The following is a 26,492-nucleotide window of genomic DNA, read 5'->3' on the forward strand; positions in this document are numbered from 1 at the left end:
TGAACTAGTATTTCGCAATTTTTGCTTAACCATTGATAGCCCGAAGTTTAAAAAATCTCATGTTTACAGGAATAGTAGAATCTTTAGGAACAATCCAAAAAATTACCAAGGAAGGCAGTAATGTTCATTTTGACTTGGAGTCGAGTATTACATCAGAATTGAAAATCGATCAATCTCTAGCACATGACGGAGTTTGTCTAACAGTGGTAGAGACAAAACCGGATTCATACCGAGTTACAGCTATAGATGAAACTATCCAAAAGACCAATCTTGCTCAATGGAGTTTGGGGAAGAAAGTGAATCTAGAGCGCTGTATGCCTTCGAATGGTAGGTTTGATGGTCACATTGTGCAAGGCCATGTGGATCAAACAGGAAAGGTTTCATCCATCCAAGATCAAAATGGGAGTTGGTTGATTGATATTGAATATGACCCAAGTTTAGGAAATGTTACCGTAGAAAAAGGGTCAATTACCATCAATGGAACTAGCTTGACATGTTTTAATTCTGAAAAAGGGAAGTTTTCTGTAGCCATCATTCCTTATACATTTGATCATACCAGTTTCCATGAACTAGAGGTTGGAGATACGGTCAATTTGGAATTTGATATTGTTGGGAAATACATTGCCAGAATTTTGAAAGGGTATTAAAATCCTTTAACCATAAAAAAGAAAAGGCTGAGACTTATTAAAATCTCAGCCTTTTTTAGTGTATAGATTGATTTATTTCAAACTTAAAGTCTTTGGTTCTGGGTCTTTGACGCATCTAAAACCTACATTGGAAGTACCAGAATCAAATGCCTGGCCTTGTCTAGCTGAGGGTCTGTAATTGACACAATAATTTTCTGCACAAAGGAAAGATCCACCTTTTATCACTCTCTCCATAGCAAAAGGATTGTCTGGGTTATAACAAGGATTCATATCCTTATCTAATTTAGGAGCTTGTCCTGCTAAGCGTGCGTACTTAAGGGCATCATACCAGTCAGAAGTTAATTCCCAGACATTTCCGATCATATCATATAATCCAAAATTATTTGGGGCATAGGCTTTAACAGGAGAGGAGCCTACAAAACCATCATTTCCTAAATTTTCATTGGGAAAGGTTCCTTGAAAAGTGTTCGCTAAATATTGACCATTTGGAGTAAGCTCGTCACCCCAAGCAAATCGTTTACCATCCACTCCACCTCTAGCAGCAAATTCCCACTCAATTTCAGTTGGTAATCTTTTTCCTGCCCATTCTGCATAAGCTTGTGCATCTTCATAAGCTACATGAACCACTGGGTGATTTCCTCTATCTTCAATATTGGAATCAGGACCTTCGGGATGCTTCCAATTTGCACCATTGACCCATACCCACCAGAGAGAAATATCTTGAAGCGGTACTTTATAAGGTGGGGGAGAGAAGACCATAGATCCAGGAACCAAGACAGATTCATCTGGTTTTGGAGTTCCAGGAGGAAGTTGTTTTTTCAACTCTTCCCATTCAGGTTTTCTTTCAGCAACTGTTACGTAATCTGTTGCTTCTACGAATGCAGCAAATTCATCATTAGTGACTTCATGGGTATCCATCCAGAAGCCTTCGACTTTTAGGTCAACGGCAGGTTTTTCTGCAGGGTAAGCTTCTGCTTCATTGGTTCCCATGACAAATTCACCTCCAGGGATCCAGGACATCCCTTCTATTTTCTGAGTTGGAACGGGGGTTCTTGAAACCACCATTTTCTCCTCGTCAATTACTTTTTCGGTCTTTTGCTCACAGGAAGCCAACATCATTAAAGGGATGGCTAATAGGAGCAAAGGTTTATTTATATAATTCATAATTACATTTTCTTCACCGAAAATTAAGAAATATCAATTAAAGTGACGGGGTATTTGACCAGAAAGATTTATTCAATAGTACTTTGGAAGGAGTCAATCTGAATAGAAATTTTCTTTCTTAGTTTATTAAAAAATTGTCTTCTTTCTTTTTCACCTACCTTACTGATTTGGGTAGATTTTTTAATAAGGTTCTTAAGATTTTGGAACATCCCCTCGTTAAAAGTTTGGTCAGAGGTGCCCATGAAATAGATCACATTGTAGTTTAAGTAAGTGATTTTGATGTCATCTAATTCAACAAAAAAAGTATTATCACCCAGAACAAATTCATTGACAAAGAAATTATAGTCTGGGCTTCCTTCATTAGGTGTCCCACCAAAGGGAAATTTTTTTCCTACCTCAGCCATATTCTCCAAATGGTCTACTACCTCAAGTAAACAATTGTACAACTTAATTGTGTCTTGAGGATCAGGAATCAAACCCATATCCTGGTATAAATGAATCTGTCTTAAAGTGGTATTGATTCCTTCCTCATTCCAAATTTCAGTGGTGTCAATCTTATTATAAACTTTAAGGATTTTGTTTTGAAGTTCTTCCAAATCCGGCTCACATTCATCTTGAAGTGAAAAATGTTTACCATTGATCGAATCACTGTAAAGGATTGATTTTTTCCAGAAAAAGAACTTAAATAATGCCAATTCTTTATGGTAATAATGGTACCAAGGAGGCATATCCTTCAATAAGAAATAGATATGTTTTTTATTGAAGCTTTGGACCATTTGAAGTTGTGCATAAACATCCTCCATCCATTTGTGAAAATTGTCTTTCTCAAACTTATTTTGGTTACTTTGAAAAACGATCGTATTTGAATTGAGGCTAAATAGTCGATCAACCGAGATATTATATTTTTGGCATAGCATGAACATTTCCTGGTAGTTCAATAACTTTTCTCCTCTGATTCTCCTGTATGCAGAATCAATACTGACATCAATGGTTTCTGCTACAGCATCTACTAATGAACAATACGAAGGAATTGCCGCCTTTAGGGAGTTGAAAAATTGAACCTGAGAGTCAAAAGCGGATTTCATATCAACCAGATTATATCTTTTAAAAGAAAAAATCAATTATGATATAATATAATAATATTTTCTTATTCAGAATAAACGGTTGTAAATACTAAATATTTAGAATAAAATTTTATAGAGTGAGGTTTTGATTGGTAAAATTGATATAGCAATAAATAATTTAATATTTCTAAGGCTAAATTGATATAATTTGACCTTTAGAGGATGTTGTTTAAACCGGTCTTGAATTACTTTTCTTTTGTATTAATCGTAAAGCTGTAACCCAAACTGAACTGCCCAACTCCGCCACCTTCAACAAACACTCTCCCATACTCTGCTCTAATAGCATATTTTGATAAATCTTTGCTGAAGGCAAAACCTAGGTTTGTAGCGAAATACCCACTACAACCTTGGCAAACATTAAAAACGTATTTAGGTGAAATAGTAGTTTCAAGCTTATTTTCAATAAGAGGTAGGGAGTAAAAAACGGTAGGTTGTAGTTGCCAGATTTCTCCGGTAAAAGTTCCCCCAACAGGCAAGAAAAATGACAGTTTTTCTGGAACAATTTCAAACTTAGGTCCTACACCAAATATCGTGACTCCTCCTTCCTCTCCATTGTTCCATAAATAAGATAGCCTTCCTCTTAAATCTATCTGATCAGAAAGACCAACGCCAAAATTTAAAGAAGCCAGAGATACTCCCTTATATTCAGAAGTAGTACCTGAGTTGGTGTAGTAGGGGGTAGCTTCTATATTTCCTTTACCTAGTGTTCTTGCGCTTTGCATGTCTGAAAAGACAGGAGCACAAGCTTCTGTTAAGAAGAGAATGTGGAAAATTCCACTTAGCTGGAAAAGTTTTTGAATTAATTGCTTAGATGATTTCATGACTTTTTTTAGGAATTTACTTCCCTTTAGAAAAGTGATGAAACCGCTTTTTCTACATTAATAATTTAGAATGTGATAGATTAATAATCTTCTAAATTCATCTTTATTTATTTTCAAGATGATGAACTATTAAGAGTTCTAAAGCTCTGTTCTAGCAAAATTTAATAATCATTTTCTCAGTTTCTGTAAGAGATACAAAAAAAGCGGCAAAAGCCGCTTTTTCAATTTTTCTGTAGGTTCAAGGAATCTTATTCACCTACCTGGGTAGCTGCGTCATGAAGTTTTCCAAGTTCCTGATCTATTGTCCAAAGACCTACACCCTCTTCTCCTATAATGTCAAATAGCTCTAAGGCCCTTCTAGACATCGTTTCTTCTTCTCTCTGTTCAGTTACGTACCATTGCATAAAACTAAATGTGGCAAAATCCTTTACCCCAAATGCATGATCAACAATCAAATTGATCGCCTTGGTTACTTTTATCTCATGCTCCAAGATCAATTCAAAAATTTCTCTTAAAGAATTGAAGTTGTGTCGAATATCCGTGATCTCTGGCTGTATCGCGTGTCCACCAGCTTCATTGATATAATGAAATATTTTCATCATATGCATACGCTCTTCATCAGCATGTGTATAAAGGTATTTTGCTGCATTATCATAGCCCATCATGTGGCACCATGAAGCCATAGATAGATAATAAGCAGAGGATTTTCCCTCCATTTCTACCTGTTTATTGAGTAGTTTCTCTGTATCGACTAGTAGTGAACGCTGAAGCGTTACGATTTCTTTAGTTTTCATATTGCAGTGTAAAAGTTGTCTTCTTTTATAAACTAAATTTAATACTTTGGGTTCCAATAAACGAATAGAAGCCCTCTATTTGTAATTAATTCAATTTAAGATTACCGATTTCCAGGAACTGGAAAAACGGCCATTGACTCTGCACCATTTGCACCAACAGCTTGTACCGCAAAGAAATAATTGTCTTTGGAATAGGGGAGAGTAAGTGATGTTTCTTCTGTATAGAATTTCTTTTCCCACATAGAGGATGAAGTCTCTCTCATCAAAACATAATACCCTTTAGCGTTACCTTTTTCAGGAGCGGACCAATGTAAGGTGGAAGAATTGCTTAAACCTCTAACTTCAATCTGAACTTCCTCTGGAACAGAGGGAGCATCTGCAAGTGTCGCCAAACTGGCGATATTAACTGCGGCTACTTTTCTTAGGTATTCAAAGTCCATAAACTCGGGTAGATCTCCATACTGACGACCATTCTCAACTCTGACATTTTCATGCTGATGGTAAAAGTTTTCATTCATTTCCGACATTCTTACAGCAGTAAATCCATTTCTGGCAAATGCTGTTTGATCACCCCCTCTTAAAAATCTATCTGCTCGATAAATTAGCTTTACTTCAAATTGGTCTACATAGCGTTCTCCGATTTCTTTTACATACCGTGCCAATTGACGTGATTTACTGTCATTTTCAGCTCCTGTATATTTTCTGATTCTTTCCATTTGTTCCGTTTCAAAAGCAGGAATGGTTTCGGAAAATACACGCATTTTTAAGTTGTCTTTGATTAATGTCCCGGATGACTCACTGTTTCCCACAATATCATTGTTTAAAACAGCTCCGATCTCCCATTCTTGCTCTTTTGCCTTATCTGCTAGATAGGTAGCACCTTTAAGTCCTTCTTCTTCTCCAGTAAAGGCAACAAACAGAATGGTTGCAGGAAATTCTCTACTTGCCATCACTCTAGCTAATTCAATTACTGCAGCTGTACCACTACCATCATCATTTGCTCCTGGAGCTATTCCTTCACTATCCATCACATCTTTATTTCGGGAATCCATATGCCCAGAAATAATGAAAATCCTATTGTCGTTTGGGTCAGTTCCTTTAAGGGTAGCAATTACATTGGCAGCTGGAGAGTCCTCAGTAATTCTTCTTCCATCAGCGGGAATAGTAAACTGTTCTATTTCTGCAGACATTCTTCCATTGGAATTTTCAGCAAAAGAGTTGAATTTCGAAAGCACATATTGTTGTGCCGCAGGCATTCCTGTTTGATCATTCGTGTTGAGGGTATGCCTTGTGGTAAAAGAAGCTAAAGTTCGCACATAGCTTTCCAAGGAATCAGAAGATACTTCAGATACCATCTTTGCGATTTTAGGATCACGAATGACTGCTACCTGCGCTATTGAGACAGAATAGAGGAAGATTAGACAAAGTCCAAGTAGAAATTTATTCATGTTTGGTTTTAGATTGTAGGTTCAGCTTAAATTTATCTTTTAATATTGTTAAATAAGACTGTTTTTACATGAAGACTCTAAAGCAACCTAAAAAAGGCGATTATTCGAATTTTTTCTCCACATACCTTAATAAAGTAAGTGGTGAAGCGTACGAAAAGTACATACTTGATCAAATTGACTTACTCAAAGAACTATTTAATTCAAAAAGTGACACATGGGCAGAGACTGCTTATGCAGAGGGGAAATGGACTTCAAAGGAAGTTTTAGGACATATTTTAGATACAGAGAGGATTATGGCATTTAGAGCTTTATGCATTGCCAGAGGAGAAAAATCTTCGCTTCCGGGTTTTGACCAAGATCCTTATGTATTAAACGCCCGATTTGGGCATGTTCCGGTGGAGCTCTTGTTGAAGGACTTTGAAATTCAACGATTGTCCTTAATATCTATGTTGAATATATTACCTCCAGAATCTTTGGATATGGAAGGATTTGCAAATGGAAACCCCATTACGCCAAGAGCATTGCTTTGGATAATTCCTGGTCATTTCGAACACCATTTTAACATTTTCACTGAAAAATATTAAATCATGAAATTACCCATTTCTATTATTGATGCCTTTACCAATAAGGCTTTCAGCGGTAATCCTGCGGCAGTTTGTCTTCTTAAGGAGTCAATTCCTGATGAACAAATGCAGACCATCGCAATGGAAATGAATCTGAGTGAAACGGCCTTTGTAGAAAAGACAAAGGATACAGGATACTTTGGTTTAAGATGGTTTACACCTACTTTGGAAATAGACCTTTGTGGACATGCTACACTTGCATCTTCTTTTCATATGCTTCAAAGTGGTTGGGCCACTCCAGGTGATACCATTCATTTTCAAACCAAAAGTGGGGAACTTAGAGTCAAGAGTGACGGTGAATGGTTAGAAATGGACTTTCCACTAATCCCTACATTTGAAGAGGAACATCCTTATTTTAAAGATGACTTCTTTGGAGAGAAGGTGATTCAAATTTCTCAATTGCGAAAAAATTGGATTATTGAATTGGAGGATTTTGAAGCTGTAACGCGAGTGATCCCTGATTTACCAACCATAGCGGCTAATTCAGAGGAAGGTATTATCATTACGGCAAAAGGAAAGGAGCCATTTGACATTTATAGTAGATTTTTTGGTCCCAATGTAGGGGTAGATGAAGATCCAGTAACGGGATTTGCACATTGTGCATTGATGGATTACTGGTACCAAAAGACAGGAAAATTTAAAATAAAAGCCTTTCAAGCTTCTAAGAGAGGAGGAGTTTTGCATCTTGAGAAACACGATGACCGAGTTATCCTTCGTGGACAAGCAGTACATGTGCTAGAAGGCACAATTGACTTTTAATAAATAAGCAATGGATAGAAAAGGTTACCATAAAAAATTTCCTGTAAAGAAAGCTTTTAACAGATTTACAGAATATTGGTTGACTGATGCCAGTTTTGGAGTTTTACTGTTAATTCTTCTGTTCACTGTCTTCGTATTACCCATTCTTATTGAATATGGGAAGGTTCACATATTGTTCGTGAATGTAGTATTCTTGTTTTTGTTTTTTACCGGGATTTGGTCTTCACGGGAAAAGCTTTTGATTTTGCTTACCAGCTTATTGTTTTTTACTCAGTTAGGTTTGAGAATCCTTCGTTTTAGCTCTTTGGATTTTGAATTTTACCTATCCGAAAGGATTGTAGGTATACTTAATATGTTGGTGTTTATATTTCTGAATATTAGGCTTTTATTTAGAGATATGCAGGTGAATGTTTACAGGGTAATTGGAGCTATCAATGTGTATTTACTTTTAGCCATATTAGGAGCTTTCGTTTTTGAAATTATTCATTTGATCACGGGTTCAGGGATTGCAGGCTTAGATGAACTGGAAGGAATTGATGAGGATTTTGCTGAATATATTTATTTCAGTTTGGTATCATTGACCACGGTAGGTTTCGGAGATATGTATCCCACTCAAGTGATGGCAAAGATGCTGTCTGTATTTTTATCTACTATTGGGATTTTGTATCCGGCAGTGGTGATTGCCAGGCTTGTAGGCGCAAGTAGAAACTAATTCTTACATCATCCATTGGTGTAATTTTGAAGGGGAATTACTGGATCCAATTGTAGATTCAAGAATTGTAACCAATACCAACAACCTTATGAGAAAAATTTACTTATCAACCTTGTTGATGCTTTGTATGGGGATTTCATGGGCGCAAACTGAGCGTCATATAGAAGTTGAGTCCAAAGTAGAAACAACCCACGAGACCACTATAAAGGGAAAAAAGGTTCCTTACAAAGCAACTGCCGGAACGCAACCTGTTTGGAATGAAGATGGGATGCCGATTGCCTCTTTATTTTACACTTACTACGAGCGAACAGATATTTCTGATAAAACCACTCGACCATTGGTGATTTCCTTCAATGGGGGGCCTGGTTCTGCTTCAATTTGGATGCATTTGGCCTATACTGGACCTGTAGTTTTAAATATTGATGATGAAGGTTACCCAGTTCAACCGTATGGCACAAAGTCCAATCCCTATTCAATTTTGGATGTGGCAGACATCGTTTATGTTGATCCTGTGAATACTGGATATTCTAGAATTGTAGATCCAGAAACACCGAGATCTACATTCTTTGGCATAAACCCAGATATCAAATACTTGGCTGACTGGGTAAATACTTTTGTTACCCGTCAAGAAAGATGGGCTTCACCTAAATATCTGATTGGCGAAAGCTATGGAACGACCCGAGTGGCAGGCTTAGTATCTCAACTTCAAAATGCTCATTGGATGTATTTCAATGGGGTTATACTAGTATCTCCAACTGATATGGGAATAGAGAGAGGTGGACCGGTGAAAATGGCTAATTACTTACCGTATTATGCCGCTACTGCATGGTACCATGAAGCACTTGATTCAGACTTACAAAGTCAGGACCTGGATGATTTTCTTCCTGAGGTGGAAGCCTTTACTATTGATGAATTATTGCCAGCCATGGTAAAAGGAGGGAAATTGACGGCCTCTGAAAGGGATGCCATAGCAACGAAATTTGCTCATTATTCAGGCTTGAGTAAAGAAGTAGTTTTGGAACACAACCTGATGATTCCTACAAGTTTTTTCTGGAAAGAGCTATTGCGAGATGAAGGAATGACTGTAGGTAGACTAGATAGTCGGTACAAAGGTTTCGATAGAGCAGGAACTGGTTCTAGACCCGATTTTGACCCTGCATTGACAGCTTGGAATCATGCCTTTGCTCCAGCTTTCAATATTTATGCAAAAGAAACATTAGAATACAATACTGATTTGACTTACAATCTATTTGGGCCTGTTCATCCATGGGATAGATCTAATGAAAATACAGGATATGATCTAGCAACAGCGATGCGTCAAAATCCTTATTTACATGTAATGGTTCAGTCCGGCCTTTATGATGGAGGAACTGACTTCTTCAATGCAAAATATAGCCTTTGGCAGATGGATCCAGCAGGTAGAATGTCAGATAGAATCAGTTGGAAAGGTTACAGAAGTGGACATATGATGTACCTAAGAGCGGAAGATCTAGAAACATCTAATGAAGATATTAGAGTGTTTATTGAAAACTCAATGGTAGATTCTGAAACTCCAGCAAAGTATAATTGATACAATATATCTTATTCAAGGCCTTGAGGTAAATCTCAAGGCCTTTTTTCATATCAGAGCTTGAAACTCCTGGAAGCTTCGGATCGGTTGAGTAAATCCCAACCTTTGTCCTATTATTTGAAAAATGTCACTTGAGGTTTTACCTTCTTTTCGAAGAAATTGGATGGAATTGGCCCCACTTGATTTTGAGAGTTTTTTATTATTCGCATCCTTAATTAGCGGGTGATGATAGTAACTGATATTTTGAAAACTTGTAAGGTTCAAACTATCAGCAATTATTTTTTGGTTTAGGGAAGAGCTAAGCAAATCTAATCCTCGAACAATAAAATCTACTCCAAAATGTTCATCATCAACTACTGAGGTTAATTGGTAGGATGGTAATTTATCTTTCTTTCTAACAATAAAGAAAGCCCCATTCTCTGGTATCGTAAAGGTGTTCTCTGTTTCTGGATAGGTTTTTATTTTAATAAAATCCGTATTGAAAGTGTTAAATCTCCAGGCTGTATCTGCTCGGTCCAGCGGTATTCTTCTATCTAAGCAATGACCCAAATAATACCCTGAGGAATCTAATTGTTGGATTCTTTTTCGGCTACAGTCACAAGCGAAAATCTGTTTCTTCTTTCGGAGTTCCTCTAAAGCTTCCTGGTAGCTGTTTATTCTATGGATTTGAGACCATTCTGATTCAAATTCTTTGACAGATCTAGGACCCAAATCATAAGAAATTTCCATAAAATCTAAAGTGTCAAAAATGTCTTGAACATATTCTTGACGAAAACGATCTCTATCCAAATCATCGATTCTAAGTAAAACCTTGGCTTGATTTCTTTCTGCTAGTACTTTGGTGACTAGAAAAGAATAAAGGTTTCCCAAATGAAGGAAACCGCTAGGAGTAGGTGCGAACCGAGTTAGTTTAAAATCCATTCCAGCAAATTAGTTAGATTCACAAAAATAATATCTATGAAAATCTCAATTCTATTTCTTTTTTGTGGCCTTTTCCTTTACTCCTGTGGAGAAGGGGAAAAGAAAGCTCCAGAGACAGGCTCAGAACTCGTTAGTCAATCGATTCAATTTCATGATCCGAATGGTATTTGGTCTTCACTAGATGCTACATTCGTAATTGAAGATAGCCTTCCTCCTGGCAGGGATTCCAGATCTTATTTCTTCAGTCTGGATAACTCTCGATCCTTTTTAAGTTATTCTATAGAGGGTTTGGAGTTTGAGGTTGAAAATGATTCTGTAAAAGTTTTGAATGGAGAAATGGCAGAGGAAAGAGCTTTGAGAATGAGGAATTATTATTCTTATCTCTGGGGTTTGCCTATGAAATTAGCGGATCCAGGAACAGAAATCGAAAAAGAAATCCAAGAGGAAGTTTTGAATGGTAAAACTTACTTAGTGGCTCGGGTTCCATATGAAAAGGATGTTTGGTACTTCTATTTTGATCCCGAAACGTATGCCATGGAGGCATATAAATTTTACCAAGACGAGGCTAACCTCAAAGGAGAGATTATTTATCTGGAAGGCTTGGTAAACTATAAAGGGCTGAAAATCCCCGCGAATAGAACATGGTATAGAACTGAAATAGATGAGTTTTTGGCAACTGACATGTTACAAGAAATTAAATGATAGCAAATGCTTAAGGTTCTTTAACTGCTCCAATTTCTACTTTAAGACATTCTGGGCTAATTTTCGATCCTAATGAAATCAATCCTTCTACTATTATTTTTCCTAGCTTCAGCTACTATGTCTTTTGGGCAGGTGTCTTATTCTGGAAACATCCTTGATGCAAATGATAAAACTTATTTGGAAGGGGTTGCTGTGCAAGTATTAGGAAAGGCAGCAGCAGATACAACGAATAACCGTGGGTATTTTAATGTTTTGGCCGAGGAAGGAGATACACTATTCATTAGTTTCCCAGGATTTTTAGAACAACGCATCAAATTAACCCAAGAGCGATTTCTGCAATTACAGATTCAGGATCGAGCTAAATTATTGCCCACTTTTGAAGTAAAGGCAGAGCCCTATTCATTCCGATTCAAAAATGGTAAGTTGGTTTTGGTTGACCCTAATGAAGAGAAACCTGGAAGCAGTCAAGGTCAAATATCAGCAGGTTATAGAGATTCTCCTGAAGGTGGGGTTGCAATAGCTGGTGTGCTTTCCTATTTCACTAAAAAGTCAAAAAACGCTAGAGAATACGCAAAAAAACAAGAGTTTTTGAAAAGAAGAGAAGGTTACCTGGAGATCGTTAACTCAGATTCGTTGAAAGTATTATTACGAGAAGAGTATTCGATCACGAAAGAAGAATGGGATCCTTTGATTATCAAATTCAATGAAATGCATGCCCATCATCAATTTTTAGATTGGTCAAGCGAAAAGGTTTATGCGAGGCTAAAAGAGTTTATAGAATGGGAAAAAGACTGGTCAAATTAAGCCTTTCTTTTAAATGACCAGGTGATATAAAATTTTGCCACCACATCACCATTGGGGTTTCTACCCGTAGAGACAGTCGTCAGCTTATTGGTATCATTTACCTTTAATTGATCAATCATTTCAAATAATTCACTCCCTTGTTCACAGGTAAGCGTGATTTTTTGATTGGCCTTTTTATGAAATTCAGCTTTAAAATCTACTACCAACATGCTAAAACTCCCTTTACCTGCTATTGCCAGCTGACATAATAGCCCTGTACTCAATTCACCTGCTCCTGCCAAAGCAGCAAAATAAATAGACTTAAATGGGTTTTTACTTCGCCAAAAATAGGGGATAGTGACTATGCACTTTTCTGAATCCAATGACTTTACCCGTAACCTCCAAAATATTGCCGAGGGCAATTTTGCTAGCATTCCCAACCAAAAATAGAATGGGCTTCTCATTTTTGTCTGGTAAGCTTGAGCAATTGGGTTTAATTTTGGATCAGGTTTTTTAGAGCTCATTAGTGAATTGATTTGAAATCAAATTAGTGAAAAATATTAGACAAAAAACTTTGGTACTCAATTTGGAATTATATTTAAAAAACGACCAACAAAATGAAAAAGTTAATAATACTATTGGGGATCGGAATGCTGGTTTATGCATGTGCGAAAGTCCCTTTAACTGGTAGATCACAACTGGCACTTGTGTCAAATGAAGAAATTCAGCCCTTAGTAAATGAACAATATGACCAAGTGCTGACCGAAGCCAAGGTGGTTACATCAACGGCTGACGGGCAAAAAATTCTCAAAGTGGGGAACAGAATGGCTAAGGCCGTAGAGGAATATTTAGTGTCAGAAGGATACGGTGAACTTGCAGAAGACTTTGCTTGGGAATTTAATCTTCTGGAAAGTGATCAAGTAAATGCTTGGTGTATGCCGGGTGGTAAAGTGGCCTTTTACACTGGGATTATGCCAATCACTCAAACTGAAACTGGTATTGCAGTAGTAATGGGGCATGAAATAGCCCATGCAGTAGCTGCTCACTCTAGAGAAAGAATGTCTAACGGTTTGGTGGCCAATTTCGGAGTAAGTTTACTTTCTTCAGCGATTGGTCAAAACCCTACCTTAACTCAACAGATTTTTCTTCAGTCTGTGGGTATTGGTAGTGAATTAGGAATGCTTAGTTTCTCGAGAAAGCATGAGTCAGAAGCAGATAGATTAGGTTTGACTTTTATGGCTTTAGCTGGCTATGACCCTAGAGAAGCACCCATTTTTTGGGAAAGAATGCAAGCACAAAGTGAGGGAGGTGCAAGACCACCAGAATTTCTTTCCACACACCCAGACCCTAACAATAGAATTAAAAAGCTAAATGGCTGGATGCCTGAAGCGCTCAAGTATTACCAAGGTCAATAAATAAAGAGAAAATGCCCGGAAAGTTAATTCCGGGCATTTTTTATTTGTTAAATCCTCTCAGTTTAACCTGAGTAAGCTTCCTTTTAGTATCCAAAGGAAAATCTCCTCGCATCATCCAATCATAATAACCAGGTTCTTCTTTAAAAACCTGTTCGATTGGTTTTCCTTTATGTTTTCCAAAGTTGAAAACTTCTTCACCCTGGCTATTGAAAATAAATCTACCGGCAAGATCCACCATTTTTTCATTTACTAAATCATGGATTTTTTTCATGTCATTTTCGAATACACCAAGTTTGTTTCCTTGGAGGTCGATCGCTTCCTCTCCGTTGTATCGCTCCACTTGTGAAATAAAAACATCCATCGTGGCAAGAGTATCTGCCTCAGCACTGTGTGCATTCTCAAGCGTTTTTCCACAGTAAAATTTATAGGCTGCCGTAAGATTCCTTTTTTCCATCATGTGGAAAATTTTCTGAGCATCAAGAAGGTTTCTTTTATCTAGCTCAAATTCAATACCCGCTCTTAGAAATTCTTCTACAAGCAAGGGGATGTCATATTTCAAAACATTGAACCCCGATAAATCGGAACCACCGATAAATTGGTAAACCTCTTTAGCAATGTCTTTAAAGCTAGGTTCATCTTTGAGGTCTTTATCATATAGTCCATGAATTAAAGATGCTTCTAGAGGAATAGGTACTCCTGGGTTTACTCTCCTAGTATAAATTTCTTGCCCTCCATCAATTTTCAGTTTTACGATTGATATTTCAACAATTCTGTCTGTTGAAATATTGGTGCCTGTGGCCTCCAAATCAAAAAATGCGATGGAGTTCTTAAGATTTAATTTCATTTTTTTGTTTCGTTTTATTGAAGCTCTTTGACTTTTAAGGTGCTTTCAATCCTTAATTTACTTGAATTTTGCTTTCAATTCTCCTAATTCCATATTGTCGTAGCTTCCGGAGGACATTAATAAGAGGTTGCTATTGGAATAATCTTGGTTTAATAAAAACTCTTTCAAGTCTTTACTATCGGTAAATAGTATTAAATCCTCTCTTTTAAATCCATCACGAAGTGTCTCTTCATCCATTAGCTCTAATTTTTTAAGAGCAGCTGCATGGGGATTTAAATAAATCACTGCGATGTCAGCGGCATCCATGGTACCTTCATAATTAGGAAGGAATTCCTTGTTTAAAGATGAATAAGTATGAAGCTCCTGTACTGCGATTAATTTTCGTTCAGGAAATTGAGATTTTACTGCATTTGCTGTTGCTTGAAGTTTGGAAGGCGCATGAGCAAAATCTCTGTAAAGACAAGCGTTTTCATTTCCTGCAATCAGCTCCTGTCTTTTTGCAGCTCCTGAGAATTTTTGGATGGAAGTGTAAAACTGCTCTTTGCTAAGTCCTAATGAACTACAAACATCCATGGCGCCTTGTAAATTTTGAAGATTATGCTCTCCAAAAATTTGGATAGGAATCAGTCCATTTTCTGTTTTTAGAAAGGTCTTTCCACTATCAATGATTGCAGGGTGCGCTTGGTAAGAAGTCTTTTGAGCTTCAATATCAACTTTTTCTGCTGCTGATTTGACTAACTTATCTGATTCACAAAAGATCAATTCACCCTTTTTTGGTGTTTTCTCCATTAAATCGCTGAATTGATTTTTATACTCTTCAAAATCAGGAAAAACATTGAAATGATCCCAAGCAATTCCGCTGACCAAAACAATGTCATGTTTATAATGAAAGAATTTCGGTGTACGGTCTAGTGGAGAAGTCAAATATTCATCTCCTTCGATAATTATTACAGGCGCATCTGATAGACGCACCATCAAATCAAAACCACTGATTTGAGCTCCTACTAGATAGTCAAAATCGACCCCTTGATCCTTCAAGACGTGCAAGATGATGGAAGTAATGGAGGTTTTGCCATGCGAACCAGCAATGACAACTCTTTTTTTATTCTTGCTTTGTTCGTAGATAAATTCCGGAAAAGAATAGACAGGGATTCCAAGTTCTTGCGCTTTTAGCAATTCTGGGTTGTCAATTCTAGCATGCATTCCCAAGATTATTCCATCCAGGTCAGCATGGATTTTTTCGGGATACCAGCCATAGTCTTTCGGTAAAATATTGGCTTTCTCAAGCCTTGATCGGGAAGGTTCATATATTTCATCATCCGACCCAGTGACATGATAGCCTTTTTTTACCAATGCCAAAGCAAGATTATGCATGACGGCACCACCTATGGCGATGAAGTGATAATTTTTCATAGAGGTTGGTTTAGCTTTCTAATATATTCCAAACTTAAAAATAAAACTTGGGTGCTTTGAACATAACGATTCATAATTGAAACAATTTTTTGAGGGCGGTACATTTTGGCTATTTTCAGCTTTTATTTGCATTATATGTTAGACGATAAATATGCCTACCTATGTCTTGCTTTGATGTATTTGATAGCATGGGCGATAGTGTTTTGGAAAAACCCTTGGAGAAAAGGGATGCTGAAGGTGGGCATAGCCGGAGGATTGATGGGGATGATTGCCGAAGTCTGGTATTTTCGAGATTATTGGAGGCCTCCAACTCTTTTTGGTATTGGAATAGTAGGTATTGAAGATTATATCATTGGCTTCGCACTGTTTGGAGTAGGGGGCTACATTTATTCCTCTTTTAGCAAAAGGGAGATTGATTATAACCGAACGTCCAAACCCGTGACTTGGGAGTTTTGGTATTTATTTTTAGGGGCATGTGTGCTTTTAAGTATCTTTACTATTGGATTTGGAATCCACTCCGGATATGTGACATTTCTTATCTTTTTTGCCATTTCTATCTTTATTTGGACGAAAAGACCTGACTTGATAAGAGTTTCACTGATTTCTGCATTCGCTACTTTAGCCATTACGCTGATTATCTATTATATCAATTTCAATGTTTTATTCCCTCATTTCTGGGATGAGTATGGAATGTTGGATGAGCCATTCTTGGGTGTGAAATTCTTTAATATTCCCTTTTCAGAGATGGTATGGCATTTTTCTTGGGCGATGTTGTGTAGCATGTTTCGAGGATATCGAAATGGCGTTTATTATAAATAAAAATATATTGTTCCGAGGCTTGATTTTTGAGGCTTAGGAATGTTGATAAGTTTGGTAAAACTTGTTTAAAACTCATGGCCGGAAGGCCATACATTTGTTAATATGACTGAGAAAAGTAGCAATACCCGTACTTCCCGTAAATCCCCAAATCCTACTAGCCCAAATATGTTGGGAAAAGTGCCTCCACAGGCTGTAGACCTAGAGGAAGCGGTGTTAGGAGCCCTTATGTTGGAGAAGGACGCGTTGACCAATGTGATTGATATCCTTAAAGTGGAGAGCTTTTATAAAGCATCCCACCAAGTGATTTTTCAAGCGATATTGGATTTGTTTACCGATAGTCAGCCGATTGACTTGCTAACTGTAACCAATCAACTCCGAAGAAATGGTGCTTTAGAAATTGCAGGAGGTGCATTTTATGTCACTGAGTTAACTTCAAAAGTTGCCTCTGCTGCAAATATTGAATACCATGCGCGGATTATTACAGAACAGTCTATCAAAAGGGAAATGATCCGTATTTCCTCAGAAATCCAAAAGGATGCCTACGAAGACACTACTGATGTTTTTGAGCTTTTGGATAAAATGGAACAATCCTTATTTGAGATTTCAGAAAAAAATATTCGAAAGAATTATTCCGACATGAAGTCAATCATGAGGGAGGCTATTATTGAATTAGAGTCAAGAAGAGATCAAAAAGATGGTTTGACGGGTGTTCCTTCTGGTTTCACAGCATTAGACCGAGTGACTTCTGGATGGCAAAAATCTGATTTGGTAATTATTGCAGCTCGTCCAGCGATGGGTAAAACTGCTTTTGTACTTTCTGTTTTGAGAAATGCAGCTGTGGATCATAGTAAGCCAGTGGCGATATTCTCTTTGGAGATGTCATCAGTCCAGTTGGTTAATCGTTTGATAAGTTCCGAAGCAGAACTTGATTCAGAGAAAATCAAAAAAGGATCTCTGGCAGAGCATGAATGGGCACAGTTAGTTCATAAAACGGCAAAACTGTCCAAAGCCCCCTTATTTGTAGATGATACACCTGCTCTATCAATTTTGGAATTGAGAGCAAAATGTAGAAAGCTCAAGGCTCAGCATGATATTCAAATGATTGTAATTGATTATTTGCAACTTATGTCTGGTGATTCCAAAGGCGGAGGCGGTGGAAATCGAGAGCAAGAGATTGCAAGTATTTCCAGAGCATTGAAGAAAATTGCCAAAGAATTAAGTGTACCTGTAATTGCACTTTCTCAGCTTTCGAGAGCAGTAGAAACCAGAGGAGGAGATAAGAGACCACAGCTTTCGGATTTGAGGGAATCTGGAGCGATTGAGCAAGATGCGGATATGGTAATGTTCCTTTATCGTCCCGAATATTATGGAATCACTGAAGATGAGGACCATAATTCGACCCAAGGAGTAGGGGAAGTAATTATCGCTAAGCACAGGAATGGTTCATTGGATACCGTTAAACTGAGGTTTATTGGGCGATATACTAAATTTCAGGATTTGGATCATTTTGGGGCTCCTGATATGAATCAACCTGTTTATGCCTCCAATTTCTCTAAAGAATCTTCAGGAGTATCTTCCTTTGATTCAGGACAGACGATAAAAATGCAAAGTAAGGCGAATAATGATTTTGACGATTCGGATGATTTCCTTACTAAACCTAACCCACCAGCTGATTTTTAATAATTTATGAAAGCAATTACTCTTGACGATACTAGTTCCTCTAAACTCAATGTAAGAGAGGTCCCTGAAAGACCTTTAAAAGAAGGAGAAGTAAGGGTGGCGATTAAAGCTGCGGCATTAAACCACCGAGATGAATGGTGTAGACAAGGCCTTTACCCCAATATTCAAAATGGGATTATTTTAGGGTCAGATGGAAGTGGTGTTGTAGAGGAAGTGTCAATTGGTACTGAGGAAAGCTGGTTAGGAAAAGAAGTTATAATTAACCCTGCAATTAATTGGGGTGAGAATCAAAAAGCTCAGAATAAGGATTTTGAAATTTTGGGCATGCCAAGAAATGGAACTTTGGCAGAAAAAGTCATTGTGCCTGTGGATAGGCTGCATTTAAAGCCAGCTCACTTAACTTTTGAAGAAGCAGCAGGCTTACCTTTAGCTGGGTTAACCGCTTTCCGAGCCCTTTTTTATCAAGGAGAAGTAAAGCCAGGTGATGCTGTTCTGATCACGGGGTTTGGTGGAGGCGTAGCTCAGTTAGCATTTCAATATGCTGTACAAGCAAATGCTTTGGTTTATGCCACCAGTAGCAAAAAAGAGAAATTGGATAAGGCAAGTGAACTGGGAGCGAAAGGAGTTTTTAATTATACCGATCCTGATTGGACATCGGAGGCTTTAGAGCAAACGGGTGGTTTTGATATTATCATAGACAGTGCTGCTGGTGATGCAATTAATAACTTGATTAATGTAGTCAAACCTGGAGGAAGGATCGTTTTTTATGGTGCAACCTTAGGGAATCCAAGTGAAATAATTGCGAGAAAAATTTTCTGGAATCAAATCAAATTGATGGGAACGACTATGGGGTCGGACCAGGATTTCCAAAACATGATACAGTTTGTTTCAGAAAACAAGGTGACGCCTTTAATTGACGAGGTATTTCCTTTTGATAAGGCTAGCGATGCCTTTGATAAGATGAAGGAAGGTAAACAATTGGGTAAAATTGTTTTAGTTCCTTAGCATTTCTCATAAGTCTCTCCGAATTCTTTTTTAGCGATACGGTATATCTCATCTTTTTCTGGTGGGGTCACTAAATAGTCATCGATCCGTAAAACTGTCAATTCTTTCCAAGGTGCTTCAAATTGTATAGTGTATTGGTTTTCAAAAGCTTTGAAATCCTCTTTGGTGATTTGAATGGCGGTCACTTTCCCTTTTGGTTGGAAACTACTCCATCCATTTCCAAGAGATTGAATCATCTCGTATTTAGTATCAAAAACATTGGGAGCAACCAGGTATTGTTCCGAGGATGAGGTTTGGTTTTCTACTAACCAATCTCCGGGTTTAGCTGTATTCTTGGTTTCATCTCCATCATTGGTCTTTGTGAAGATAAGAGTTCCAGGTGTTGCCTTTCTTGCTTTGATCAGTGTTTTTTTTCTGTAAAGTATCCCTTTTGTTTCAAGGATTGGTAAAAAATGGTTTAACATTTCTTGTTGTGTGATCATCTGAAAGGGAATTTAAGTTTATCTCCGGACATGAATTTAGTAAATAGAATTTCATTTTTTTTCATTAACCTATCAATTTGAAAACAGATATATTTTATTGAAGTGTTCAAAATTAAATTTGATCCTAGTCAAAATCGTTTTCAAAAAGAAAATTTTGGTAGGCATTTTTTAATTCTTGAAGAGCCTTTTGATTTTGTTGGGAAGAGGCTAACTCTATTCCATTTTCATAAATTTTTTTAGCTTCTTCAATTTCTTCGATTTCAGAAAAAAAGGAGGCTGCGGTGTAATAGGTTGGTAAATAAGACTTAAAATCCTTTAAAAGCATCTCAAATATTTCTTTGGCTTCCTGTGGCTTCTCCTCTCGGAATTCTAGTGCCAAGGCATACCAGTTAAATGGGTTTTCCGGTTCGTCTTTTGTAAACTGTTTCAGTAACTCCCACCTTGTTAAATTGGCCATGAATTGTTTTTTTAATTAGCTCCATCCTGTTAATTTCACATGAAATAAAACTAAAATAATCTAATTCTAAACCAATGAAGATTCTTGTTTGTATTACGCACGTGCCAGATACGACTTCTAAAATTCAGTTTACCGCTGATAATACAAAATTTGATACTACTGGTGTTCAATTTATCATTGGACCTTATGATGATTATGCATTAGCCAGAGCAGTGGAATTAAGAGATCAAACTGGAGGTAAATTAACAGTGCTGAATGTTGGTGAGTCGGAAACCGAACCTACCTTGAGAAAAGCACTTGCCATCGGCGCTGATGAAGCGATCCGTGTGAATGCTTCACCAAAGGATTCGTTTTTTGTATCCAAACAAATTGCACATTATGCCAAAGAAGGAGCGTATGATTTGATTTTGATGGGCAGAGAATCTATAGATTTTAATGGAGGAATGGTCCATGGAATGGTGGGTGAGTTATTGGGTTTACCTTCTTTCTCTCCAGTTATGAAGCTTGATGTAGAGGGTACTACTGTACAGATGGCAAGAGAAATTGAAGGAGGAAAAGAATCATTAGAGGCTTCTTTACCCTTGATCGCTGGTTGCCAGGAGCCCATTGCAGAATGGAAAATTCCTAATATGAGAGGTATTATGTCGGCAAGAACCAAACCTCTGAATGTAGTGGAAGCCGTGTCTGAAGAAACACAGGCTGAGGCTACGTCCTACGAACTTCCTCCAGCAAAAGGAGCGGTGAAGTTGGTGGATAAAGATAATGTAGGGGAGTTGGTTTCCTTGTTGAAAAATGAAGCAAAAGTGCTTTAATTATTTATTTTTAATATCTTAAAAATCAAGAATTTATGTCCGTATTAGTATATATAGAACAATCTGAAGGAAAAATAAAAAAGACTAGTTTGGAGGCAGTTTCATTTGCTCATGCATTAGCCTCAAAAACTGGTGAAGGAGATGTGGTGGCAGTTGCATTAGGAACCATAGAGCAGGGGGAACTTGCAGCTGTAGGTTCTGCTGGTGCAGCTAAAGTACTTCATTCTTCAGAAGAGAAATTGAATGCTGGAGTAATTCAGGCACATGCATCCGCAGTGGCTCAAGCGTTTACTCAGGTGGGAGCAAAAACATTGGTTTTGGCAAAATCTTCTTTGGGAGATGCAGTTGCTGCTCGTTTAGCAATTAAATTAAATGCAGGTTTGGTTTCCAATGTAGTGGCTTTGCCGTCCACTGAATCTGGCTATTTGGTGAAAAGAAGTATTTTCACTGGGAAAGCTTTTGCAGAAACTGAAGTTACTACAGAGAATAAAGTATTAGCGGTAAAGAAGAATTCTGTTGACTTGAAAACAGACGGAGGAGATGCCGCTGTGGAAAATTTTGATGTAGCTTTATCAGATGCTGATTTTTCATCAAAAATTACTTCCACAGAAAGAGCCACAGGAGAAGTTTTGTTACCTGAAGCAGATATTGTAGTTTCAGGAGGAAGAGGAATGAAAGGACCTGAAAACTGGGGTATGGTAGAGGATCTTGCCAAAACACTGGGAGCTGCGACAGGTTGTTCGAAGCCTGTTTCTGACATGGGATGGAGACCTCACCACGAACATGTGGGACAAACTGGAGTAAAAGTAGCCCCAAGTTTATACATTGCAATAGGAATTTCAGGTGCTATTCAACATCTTGCAGGTGTTAATTCTTCAAAATGTATTGTTGTAATCAATAAGGACCCTGAAGCTCCTTTCTTTAAGGCAGCAGATTATGGGATTGTTGGTGACGCATTTGAGGTAGTACCAAAATTGACTGAAGCACTAAAAGCTGAATTATAATTTTTGTGGAAAAACTAGTAGAACTGGAGATTTTAGGTTTGTCATCAAACCATTCACAGTCAGGGTCATTTACCCTTGTGATGGGGGAGGTGGAAGGTAGTAGAAGATTGCCTATTGTCATAGGAATGTTTGAAGCTCAGGCAATTGCCATTGAGATCGAAAAAATCGTTCCTAACCGACCAATGACACATGATTTATTTAAATCCTTTGCCAATAGCTTTAATTACGAGATCGATAAGATCGTTATTTCTGATATGAAAGAGGGAGTTTTTTATGCCAAAATTAAATGTCATAATGAATCCTCTGAAATCGAGATTGACGCAAGACCATCGGATGCAATTGCTATAGCCATACGGTTTGATTCTCCAGTTTTTTGCTCAGAGAAAGTAATGTCAGAAGCCTCTATTGAATTTTCAGAAGAGGAAAATAAAGAAGAAAATCTAACGAAAAAGCCAGCTGCCCAAAAAGTGAGGTCTAAAAAAGACGGCTCTTTGAAGGATTTCAGTTTAGATAAACTGAATATGATGCTTGATAAAGCCATAAGTAATGAAGATTACGAAAAAGCGGCTCGAATACGAGATGAAATAAACAAAAGAAACTAATTCTTCAAAAGCCTAGCTTCAGCTAGGCTTTTTTCTTGACCTTTATTTCCTATTTTTAGCGTTTCGAATTAAAAATTTATTCATGGACTACTTAAGGGGTGTCTTGGGACTTGCTGTCATCGTATTGATAGCCTTTCTTTTTTCCAATAACCGTCGCAGGATAGACTGGAGGCTTGTAGGGATAGGAATCGTTCTTCAGCTGGTTTTCGGTTTTCTTATTACTAAAGTTTCTTTTGTGGCAGATGGCTTTGCTGTTTTAAGCCAAGGTTTTGTCAAATTTTTGAGTTTTAGTAAAGATGGCGCCGCTTTCATTTTTGGAGACCTCGCTGGGGATAGTTTTGGATTTATTTTTGCATTTCAAGTACTTCCTACAATTATCTTTTTCTCTACCGTATCAGCTGGATTATATTATCTGGGAGTGCTACAAAAGATAGTTTTTGGTATCGCTTGGGTGATGGCTCGAACGATGAGATTATCAGGTCCAGAAAGCTTGTCTGCTGCTGGAAATATATTCCTAGGCCAAACGGAAGCCCCTCTTTTGGTGAGGCCTTTTATTCCTCAAATGAGTAAATCCGAATTGATGTGCTTGATGACTGGGGGAATGGCTACTATTGCAGGTGGGGTATTAGCAGGCTATGTGGCATTTTTAGGTGGAGACAGCTTAGAAGAGCAAAGTAAATTTGCAGCTTACCTTTTAGGCGCTAGTATTATGAATGCTCCTGCTGCTATCGTAATGTCTAAGATGTTTGTGCCCGAAGAGGAGAAAGAAATCAAACAGGATAAATTAGAAGTGAATGAGGAGGCCATGGGTGTCAATTTGATTGATGCTATGTCTATTGGTGCATCTGAAGGATTGAAGCTGGCATTGAACGTTGGGGCGATGCTTTTGGCATTCATTGCCGTCATTGCCGCTGTTAATTATGTGCTTTCTGGCTTAATTGGTGAATACACTGGCTTAAATTCCTTTGTGGCTTCGACCACGGGAGGGCAATTTCAAGGCTTTTCTTTAGAATACTTATTTGGTCAAGTATTCCGGGTTTTTGCATGGATAATAGGTGTTGATTGGGTAGATACCTTACAAGTGGGTAGTTTATTAGGTCAAAAAACAGTGATCAATGAATTTGTTGCTTATCTAAGTCTTTCAGAGATGAAGGAAGTAGGTTCTTTAAATCCAAAATCTATCGTCATTGCTACCTATGCATTATGTGGTTTCTCTAATTTCAGTTCCATAGCAATTCAGCTGGGAGGAATAGCTATTATCGCGCCCAACCAACAAGGGAATATTAGCCGCTTAGGACTTAAATCTCTTTTAGCTGCCTCAATGGCTTGTTTGATGACTGCAACGATTGCAGGAATGCTATTTGGATGATTTTTTAAGTATCAAGTAGCTAGACATAAGATATAAGACGTTGGATATAAAAAATCGCAATGGGTTAGTAGAAATTAGAAATAAAACAATCTGATGAAAATGATTGAATTGGGTTGCGAGATGAAGACTTTTCATACTTCCTTCAACTAGATAAAAAAGTGAAATGATAAGTTCGTCTTCTAAAAAAACCAAAAGAGGTAGAAAGTAACTTGAATTTCATCTTACTTTCTACCTCTTATTATTTATTTGAAGAAAAGATTAATTATCCCCATAAAGCATCTTTCCTACTTCCTCGTACTTATCACCAGGTACCCAAAATGGTTTCGTAGGCATATTACTAATTTTCTGAGCAGCTAAAATATATGCTTTCCAATATTTAACTGCATAGTCTAGATCAAATGACTCTATGCCATCTGCTTGCTTATGGTAGTATTTATTGATTTCATCATCAAAGGCTGTAAAACCAAGACTGAAGGTAGGAGCCGGAATTCCTTTTTTTGCAAAGTTTACATTATCAGACCGATCATATAAACCTTGTTCTGGAGAAGGATCAGCAATGGTTTTTAAACCAATTTCTGTTACCGCTTCAGAGATCAGGCTATCACCAGAAGTTCTACCTAGGCCAATAACCGTGATGATAGAAGTGTCATTGTATCCGCCATTATCAATATTCAAATTGAAGATGATCTTATCTAAAGGAATCAGTGGATTTGAAGCGAAATAGGCACTTCCCAATAATCCTTTTTCCTCAGCAGTCCAAGCAGCCAGCAAAACAGATCTTTTAGGTGGGTTTTCAGCAAAATATTTGGCAGCATTAATAACCGCCACTGTACCTACTGCATTATCTCTAGCTCCGTTATATATGGAATCTCCATTGGCATCAGGTTCTCCTACTCCCACATGATCGTAATGAGCAGAAAGCATGACATATTGATCTTTCAATTCTGGATCAGTCCCTTCAATCCACGCGACTACATTTTTACCTTCAATTGGTTTGTTGACCTTTTTTTCAATTCTAAACTTAGCCTCAGCTACTTTTCCCTTGGCCATATCTGATTTGACTTTGTTTTTTGGGTCTTTAATCCATATGTAAGGAAGTTCGCTTGCTTCACCTTGACTGACAGTCAATTGCGTTCTGTTTAGGTACCTGGAAACTAACTGCCATGGTACCGAGGGAAGGTTAAACATTTCTATTAAGCCTATTGCTCCATGTTCTTGAGCCAACTTTACTTTTTGAGCTCCCAATGAAAATAATGCTCCAGGACTCATTTGATCTGGGGCTCCAACATTTGCCACGACCACTTTTCCTTTTACATCTTTTCCTTCATAGTCAGCTTCTTCACCAAATCCTACATCTACAAGTTCGAATGTACCCTCAAGGTCATTTCCATTTAAGACCAATAATGATTCACCTTGCGAATAGGTTTCACCATCTATTACTATTTCCCCTGTTTTAGGTGGAGAAGACATAATAAATGGAATCGTTTGATAATATCCACTGGCACCTGGTATTTGCTTGGCTCCATATTTTTCAAATTCTGAAGCTATATAGCTTGCTGCCATTTCTATTTCTGGCCGGAGAGGATCTCTTCCTTTTAACTCATCAGAAGCTAAGTATTCAAAATGCTGAATGGCTTCTTCACGATTAAATTCCTTTTCAACACTTTCTACTTGAGCAAATGTTAGTACAGAGAAAGAAATAAGCATGCATATGCTTAAGAATATATTTTTCATGGATCTAAAATTTTAACACTCCTAATGTAAATTAATTTAGTGGAATGAGTTCTAAACGGAGGAAATTAACGGTTCTTGAAGATTTAAGCTTTTTAATATAGATTGGAAATGTTCAGGGACTGGGCAAGAAATTTCAATAGTCTCCTCAGTAATAGGGTGATTAAATGAAAGCCTAATGGCATGAAGCAACAAGTTTTCTAAGCCAAACTGGTTTTGGAAGAAGATGTTCTGCTTGTTATCCCCATGCTTTTTATCCCCAATGATGTAATGCCTGATATGTGCTAGATGCCTTCTTATTTGATGCGTTCGTCCAGTTTCAGGATTTACAGATAGTAAACTATAGCGACTTGTTGGATATCTTCCAGTAGTGTCAAATGGGATCTCGGTCTCTGAAATTACTTTATACCATGTTTGTGCTTCTTGAAGCCTTCCTGACCTTTCACTTTTCAATGGATGATCAATCAAAGCCTTCTTTTGCTCAGGAATTCCTCTTACTATGGTCAGGTAATTCTTTTTTATTTGTCGTTCAGAAAAAAGGTTTTTTAAGTGGGGGAGGATTTCCTCCTTTTTTGCGAAGAGCAGGATTCCACTCGTGGGTCTGTCCAATCGATGAACTGGGTGAACATGCATCCCTATTTGATCTCTTAGAATTTGCAAGGCAAAGACAGTCTCTTGCGCTGCAATAGAGGTTCTATGAACTAATAAGCCAGCAGGTTTATTGATGGCAATGATAGAATCATCTTCAAAAAGAATGGGTAATTCCATAAGAGGATAGAAAGAAAGCCAAT

General features: G+C 37.6%; 28 protein-coding genes. 15 read left to right on the top strand and 13 right to left on the bottom strand.

Going from position 1 to position 26,492, the window contains the following annotated elements; translation table 11 throughout:
* Positions 1-59 precede the first annotated feature (59 nt).
* A complete protein-coding gene (locus ALPR1_RS10275) occupies positions 60-647 on the top strand; it encodes a riboflavin synthase (RefSeq protein WP_008200473.1) in 588 nt (195 codons plus the stop codon).
* Between the two features lie 72 nt (positions 648-719).
* Here the strand turns inward: ALPR1_RS10275 and ALPR1_RS10280 are convergent, their stop codons facing one another.
* The 5 genes from ALPR1_RS10280 to ALPR1_RS10300 all read right to left on the bottom strand — a co-directional run bounded on the left by ALPR1_RS10280 (position 720) and on the right by ALPR1_RS10300 (position 5,998).
* Positions 720-1,811 (bottom strand): formylglycine-generating enzyme family protein, encoded by a 1,092-nt coding sequence (locus ALPR1_RS10280; protein ID WP_008200475.1) that lies wholly within the window; start codon positions 1,809-1,811, stop codon positions 720-722.
* A gap of 68 nt (positions 1,812-1,879) precedes the next feature.
* Positions 1,880-2,896, bottom strand: coding sequence for a hypothetical protein (locus tag ALPR1_RS10285; RefSeq protein WP_008200477.1), 1,017 nt, complete (start codon positions 2,894-2,896; stop codon positions 1,880-1,882).
* 224 nt (positions 2,897-3,120) lie between these two features.
* A complete protein-coding gene (locus ALPR1_RS10290; RefSeq protein ID WP_008200479.1) occupies positions 3,121-3,756 on the bottom strand; it encodes a hypothetical protein in 636 nt (211 codons plus the stop codon).
* Positions 3,757-4,004: 248 nt separating this feature from the next.
* Positions 4,005-4,550 carry a ferritin gene (locus ALPR1_RS10295; RefSeq protein ID WP_008200481.1) on the bottom strand — a complete coding sequence of 182 codons (546 nt, stop codon included), beginning with the start codon at positions 4,548-4,550 and terminating at the stop codon, positions 4,005-4,007.
* A 101-nt stretch (positions 4,551-4,651) separates the two neighbouring features.
* On the bottom strand, positions 4,652-5,998 hold the full coding sequence (locus tag ALPR1_RS10300; protein ID WP_008200483.1) for a M28 family metallopeptidase: 1,347 nt from the start codon (positions 5,996-5,998) through the stop codon (positions 4,652-4,654).
* Between the two features lie 68 nt (positions 5,999-6,066).
* On the opposite strand from ALPR1_RS10300, the gene ALPR1_RS10305 reads away from it, so the two are divergent.
* From ALPR1_RS10305 to ALPR1_RS10320, 4 genes are all read left to right on the top strand, one after another.
* On the top strand, positions 6,067-6,582 hold the full coding sequence (locus ALPR1_RS10305; protein WP_008200484.1) for a DinB family protein: 516 nt from the start codon (positions 6,067-6,069) through the stop codon (positions 6,580-6,582).
* 3 nt (positions 6,583-6,585) lie between these two features.
* Positions 6,586-7,380, top strand: coding sequence for a PhzF family phenazine biosynthesis protein (locus ALPR1_RS10310; protein ID WP_008200486.1), 795 nt, complete (start codon positions 6,586-6,588; stop codon positions 7,378-7,380).
* A gap of 10 nt (positions 7,381-7,390) precedes the next feature.
* Complete coding sequence (locus tag ALPR1_RS10315) at positions 7,391-8,092, top strand: potassium channel family protein (RefSeq protein ID WP_008200487.1); 702 nt, start codon at positions 7,391-7,393, stop codon at positions 8,090-8,092.
* Positions 8,093-8,180: 88 nt separating this feature from the next.
* Positions 8,181-9,662 (top strand): S10 family peptidase, encoded by a 1,482-nt coding sequence (locus ALPR1_RS10320; RefSeq protein ID WP_008200488.1) that lies wholly within the window; start codon positions 8,181-8,183, stop codon positions 9,660-9,662.
* 48 nt (positions 9,663-9,710) lie between these two features.
* Here the strand turns inward: ALPR1_RS10320 and ALPR1_RS10325 are convergent, their stop codons facing one another.
* On the bottom strand, positions 9,711-10,583 hold the full coding sequence (locus ALPR1_RS10325; RefSeq protein ID WP_008200489.1) for a tRNA glutamyl-Q synthetase: 873 nt from the start codon (positions 10,581-10,583) through the stop codon (positions 9,711-9,713).
* Positions 10,584-10,619: 36 nt separating this feature from the next.
* Between ALPR1_RS10325 and ALPR1_RS10330 the strand changes: the two genes are divergently transcribed.
* Complete coding sequence (locus ALPR1_RS10330; protein ID WP_008200490.1) at positions 10,620-11,285, top strand: DUF6503 family protein; 666 nt, start codon at positions 10,620-10,622, stop codon at positions 11,283-11,285.
* A gap of 72 nt (positions 11,286-11,357) precedes the next feature.
* Complete coding sequence (locus ALPR1_RS10335) at positions 11,358-12,089, top strand: carboxypeptidase-like regulatory domain-containing protein (protein ID WP_008200491.1); 732 nt, start codon at positions 11,358-11,360, stop codon at positions 12,087-12,089.
* Here the strand turns inward: ALPR1_RS10335 and ALPR1_RS10340 are convergent.
* Positions 12,086-12,592, bottom strand: coding sequence for a DUF4442 domain-containing protein (locus ALPR1_RS10340; protein ID WP_008200492.1), 507 nt, complete (start codon positions 12,590-12,592; stop codon positions 12,086-12,088). The genes ALPR1_RS10335 and ALPR1_RS10340 overlap by 4 nt on opposite strands.
* Positions 12,593-12,685: 93 nt before the next feature.
* On the opposite strand from ALPR1_RS10340, the gene ALPR1_RS10345 reads away from it, so the two are divergent.
* The gene (locus ALPR1_RS10345; RefSeq protein WP_008200493.1) at positions 12,686-13,483 is read left to right on the top strand and encodes a M48 family metallopeptidase; all 798 of its coding nucleotides are present in this window, start codon (positions 12,686-12,688) and stop codon (positions 13,481-13,483) included.
* 40 nt (positions 13,484-13,523) lie between these two features.
* Here ALPR1_RS10345 and ALPR1_RS10350 read toward each other — a convergent pair whose 3' ends face one another.
* Both ALPR1_RS10350 and ALPR1_RS10355 read right to left on the bottom strand, forming a co-directional pair.
* Positions 13,524-14,327 carry a 3'-5' exonuclease gene (locus ALPR1_RS10350; RefSeq protein ID WP_008200494.1) on the bottom strand — a complete coding sequence of 268 codons (804 nt, stop codon included), beginning with the start codon at positions 14,325-14,327 and terminating at the stop codon, positions 13,524-13,526.
* Positions 14,328-14,384: 57 nt separating this feature from the next.
* On the bottom strand, positions 14,385-15,740 hold the full coding sequence (locus ALPR1_RS10355; RefSeq protein WP_008200495.1) for a UDP-N-acetylmuramate--L-alanine ligase: 1,356 nt from the start codon (positions 15,738-15,740) through the stop codon (positions 14,385-14,387).
* Positions 15,741-15,875: 135 nt separating this feature from the next.
* Between ALPR1_RS10355 and ALPR1_RS10360 the strand changes: the two genes are divergently transcribed.
* The 3 genes from ALPR1_RS10360 to ALPR1_RS10370 all read left to right on the top strand — a co-directional run bounded on the left by ALPR1_RS10360 (position 15,876) and on the right by ALPR1_RS10370 (position 19,244).
* A complete protein-coding gene (locus tag ALPR1_RS10360; protein WP_008200497.1) occupies positions 15,876-16,559 on the top strand; it encodes a lycopene cyclase domain-containing protein in 684 nt (227 codons plus the stop codon).
* A gap of 102 nt (positions 16,560-16,661) precedes the next feature.
* Positions 16,662-18,239, top strand: a complete 1,578-nt coding sequence (dnaB, locus tag ALPR1_RS10365; RefSeq protein ID WP_008200498.1) for a replicative DNA helicase — start codon at positions 16,662-16,664, stop codon at positions 18,237-18,239.
* Positions 18,240-18,245: 6 nt separating this feature from the next.
* Positions 18,246-19,244 (top strand): quinone oxidoreductase family protein, encoded by a 999-nt coding sequence (locus tag ALPR1_RS10370; RefSeq protein ID WP_008200500.1) that lies wholly within the window; start codon positions 18,246-18,248, stop codon positions 19,242-19,244.
* Here ALPR1_RS10370 and ALPR1_RS10375 read toward each other — a convergent pair.
* The gene (locus ALPR1_RS10375; protein ID WP_008200504.1) at positions 19,241-19,726 is read right to left on the bottom strand and encodes a hypothetical protein; all 486 of its coding nucleotides are present in this window, start codon (positions 19,724-19,726) and stop codon (positions 19,241-19,243) included. The two genes, ALPR1_RS10370 and ALPR1_RS10375, sit on opposite strands and share 4 nt — an antisense overlap.
* Before the next feature lie 124 nt (positions 19,727-19,850).
* Positions 19,851-20,183 (bottom strand): hypothetical protein, encoded by a 333-nt coding sequence (locus tag ALPR1_RS10380; protein ID WP_008200505.1) that lies wholly within the window; start codon positions 20,181-20,183, stop codon positions 19,851-19,853.
* Positions 20,184-20,257: 74 nt separating this feature from the next.
* On the opposite strand from ALPR1_RS10380, the gene ALPR1_RS10385 reads away from it, so the two are divergent.
* The 4 genes from ALPR1_RS10385 (at position 20,258) to ALPR1_RS10400 (ending at position 23,970) form a co-directional block, all read left to right on the top strand.
* Positions 20,258-20,995 carry an electron transfer flavoprotein subunit beta/FixA family protein gene (locus ALPR1_RS10385; protein ID WP_008200507.1) on the top strand — a complete coding sequence of 246 codons (738 nt, stop codon included), beginning with the start codon at positions 20,258-20,260 and terminating at the stop codon, positions 20,993-20,995.
* Positions 20,996-21,030: 35 nt separating this feature from the next.
* Positions 21,031-21,999 carry an electron transfer flavoprotein subunit alpha/FixB family protein gene (locus ALPR1_RS10390; protein WP_008200509.1) on the top strand — a complete coding sequence of 323 codons (969 nt, stop codon included), beginning with the start codon at positions 21,031-21,033 and terminating at the stop codon, positions 21,997-21,999.
* A gap of 5 nt (positions 22,000-22,004) precedes the next feature.
* Positions 22,005-22,601 (top strand): bifunctional nuclease family protein, encoded by a 597-nt coding sequence (locus tag ALPR1_RS10395; protein WP_008200511.1) that lies wholly within the window; start codon positions 22,005-22,007, stop codon positions 22,599-22,601.
* 82 nt (positions 22,602-22,683) lie between these two features.
* Positions 22,684-23,970: a NupC/NupG family nucleoside CNT transporter gene (locus ALPR1_RS10400; protein ID WP_008200513.1), complete on the top strand. Its 1,287-nt coding sequence runs from the start codon at positions 22,684-22,686 to the stop codon at positions 23,968-23,970.
* 258 nt (positions 23,971-24,228) lie between these two features.
* On the opposite strand, the gene ALPR1_RS10405 is transcribed toward ALPR1_RS10400, so the two are convergent.
* Together ALPR1_RS10405 and ALPR1_RS10410 are read right to left on the bottom strand one after the other, a co-directional pair.
* Positions 24,229-25,704, bottom strand: coding sequence for a M28 family peptidase (locus ALPR1_RS10405; RefSeq protein WP_008200514.1), 1,476 nt, complete (start codon positions 25,702-25,704; stop codon positions 24,229-24,231).
* 51 nt (positions 25,705-25,755) lie between these two features.
* Positions 25,756-26,469 carry a pseudouridine synthase gene (locus ALPR1_RS10410; RefSeq protein WP_008200516.1) on the bottom strand — a complete coding sequence of 238 codons (714 nt, stop codon included), beginning with the start codon at positions 26,467-26,469 and terminating at the stop codon, positions 25,756-25,758.
* Positions 26,470-26,492: the final 23 nt, after the last annotated feature.

It is taken from the genome of Algoriphagus machipongonensis, assembly GCF_000166275.1.
Taxonomy (GTDB): domain Bacteria; phylum Bacteroidota; class Bacteroidia; order Cytophagales; family Cyclobacteriaceae; genus Algoriphagus; species Algoriphagus machipongonensis.

What these genes read in the sequence shown, in the direction of transcription:
- dnaB (WP_008200498.1), top strand. Translation starts at nt 16,662, where the DNA reads ATGACTGAGAAAAGTAGCAATACCCGTACTTCCCGTAAATCCCCAAAT.
- ALPR1_RS10325 (WP_008200489.1), bottom strand. Translation starts at nt 10,583, where the DNA reads ATGGATTTTAAACTAACTCGGTTCGCACCTACTCCTAGCGGTTTCCTT.
- ALPR1_RS10295 (WP_008200481.1), bottom strand. Translation starts at nt 4,550, where the DNA reads ATGAAAACTAAAGAAATCGTAACGCTTCAGCGTTCACTACTAGTCGAT.
- ALPR1_RS10290 (WP_008200479.1), bottom strand. Translation starts at nt 3,756, where the DNA reads ATGAAATCATCTAAGCAATTAATTCAAAAACTTTTCCAGCTAAGTGGA.
- ALPR1_RS10275 (WP_008200473.1), top strand. Translation starts at nt 60, where the DNA reads ATGTTTACAGGAATAGTAGAATCTTTAGGAACAATCCAAAAAATTACC.
- ALPR1_RS10410 (WP_008200516.1), bottom strand. Translation starts at nt 26,469, where the DNA reads ATGGAATTACCCATTCTTTTTGAAGATGATTCTATCATTGCCATCAAT.
- ALPR1_RS10300 (WP_008200483.1), bottom strand. Translation starts at nt 5,998, where the DNA reads ATGAATAAATTTCTACTTGGACTTTGTCTAATCTTCCTCTATTCTGTC.
- ALPR1_RS10315 (WP_008200487.1), top strand. Translation starts at nt 7,391, where the DNA reads ATGGATAGAAAAGGTTACCATAAAAAATTTCCTGTAAAGAAAGCTTTT.
- ALPR1_RS10350 (WP_008200494.1), bottom strand. Translation starts at nt 14,327, where the DNA reads ATGAAATTAAATCTTAAGAACTCCATCGCATTTTTTGATTTGGAGGCC.
- ALPR1_RS10340 (WP_008200492.1), bottom strand. Translation starts at nt 12,592, where the DNA reads ATGAGCTCTAAAAAACCTGATCCAAAATTAAACCCAATTGCTCAAGCT.
- ALPR1_RS10405 (WP_008200514.1), bottom strand. Translation starts at nt 25,704, where the DNA reads ATGAAAAATATATTCTTAAGCATATGCATGCTTATTTCTTTCTCTGTA.
- ALPR1_RS10385 (WP_008200507.1), top strand. Translation starts at nt 20,258, where the DNA reads ATGAAGATTCTTGTTTGTATTACGCACGTGCCAGATACGACTTCTAAA.
- ALPR1_RS10390 (WP_008200509.1), top strand. Translation starts at nt 21,031, where the DNA reads ATGTCCGTATTAGTATATATAGAACAATCTGAAGGAAAAATAAAAAAG.
- ALPR1_RS10375 (WP_008200504.1), bottom strand. Translation starts at nt 19,726, where the DNA reads ATGATCACACAACAAGAAATGTTAAACCATTTTTTACCAATCCTTGAA.
- ALPR1_RS10280 (WP_008200475.1), bottom strand. Translation starts at nt 1,811, where the DNA reads ATGAATTATATAAATAAACCTTTGCTCCTATTAGCCATCCCTTTAATG.
- ALPR1_RS10310 (WP_008200486.1), top strand. Translation starts at nt 6,586, where the DNA reads ATGAAATTACCCATTTCTATTATTGATGCCTTTACCAATAAGGCTTTC.
- ALPR1_RS10320 (WP_008200488.1), top strand. Translation starts at nt 8,181, where the DNA reads ATGAGAAAAATTTACTTATCAACCTTGTTGATGCTTTGTATGGGGATT.
- ALPR1_RS10305 (WP_008200484.1), top strand. Translation starts at nt 6,067, where the DNA reads ATGAAGACTCTAAAGCAACCTAAAAAAGGCGATTATTCGAATTTTTTC.
- ALPR1_RS10380 (WP_008200505.1), bottom strand. Translation starts at nt 20,183, where the DNA reads ATGGCCAATTTAACAAGGTGGGAGTTACTGAAACAGTTTACAAAAGAC.
- ALPR1_RS10330 (WP_008200490.1), top strand. Translation starts at nt 10,620, where the DNA reads ATGAAAATCTCAATTCTATTTCTTTTTTGTGGCCTTTTCCTTTACTCC.
- ALPR1_RS10370 (WP_008200500.1), top strand. Translation starts at nt 18,246, where the DNA reads ATGAAAGCAATTACTCTTGACGATACTAGTTCCTCTAAACTCAATGTA.
- ALPR1_RS10345 (WP_008200493.1), top strand. Translation starts at nt 12,686, where the DNA reads ATGAAAAAGTTAATAATACTATTGGGGATCGGAATGCTGGTTTATGCA.
- ALPR1_RS10355 (WP_008200495.1), bottom strand. Translation starts at nt 15,740, where the DNA reads ATGAAAAATTATCACTTCATCGCCATAGGTGGTGCCGTCATGCATAAT.
- ALPR1_RS10335 (WP_008200491.1), top strand. Translation starts at nt 11,358, where the DNA reads ATGAAATCAATCCTTCTACTATTATTTTTCCTAGCTTCAGCTACTATG.
- ALPR1_RS10400 (WP_008200513.1), top strand. Translation starts at nt 22,684, where the DNA reads ATGGACTACTTAAGGGGTGTCTTGGGACTTGCTGTCATCGTATTGATA.
- ALPR1_RS10285 (WP_008200477.1), bottom strand. Translation starts at nt 2,896, where the DNA reads ATGAAATCCGCTTTTGACTCTCAGGTTCAATTTTTCAACTCCCTAAAG.
- ALPR1_RS10360 (WP_008200497.1), top strand. Translation starts at nt 15,876, where the DNA reads ATGTTAGACGATAAATATGCCTACCTATGTCTTGCTTTGATGTATTTG.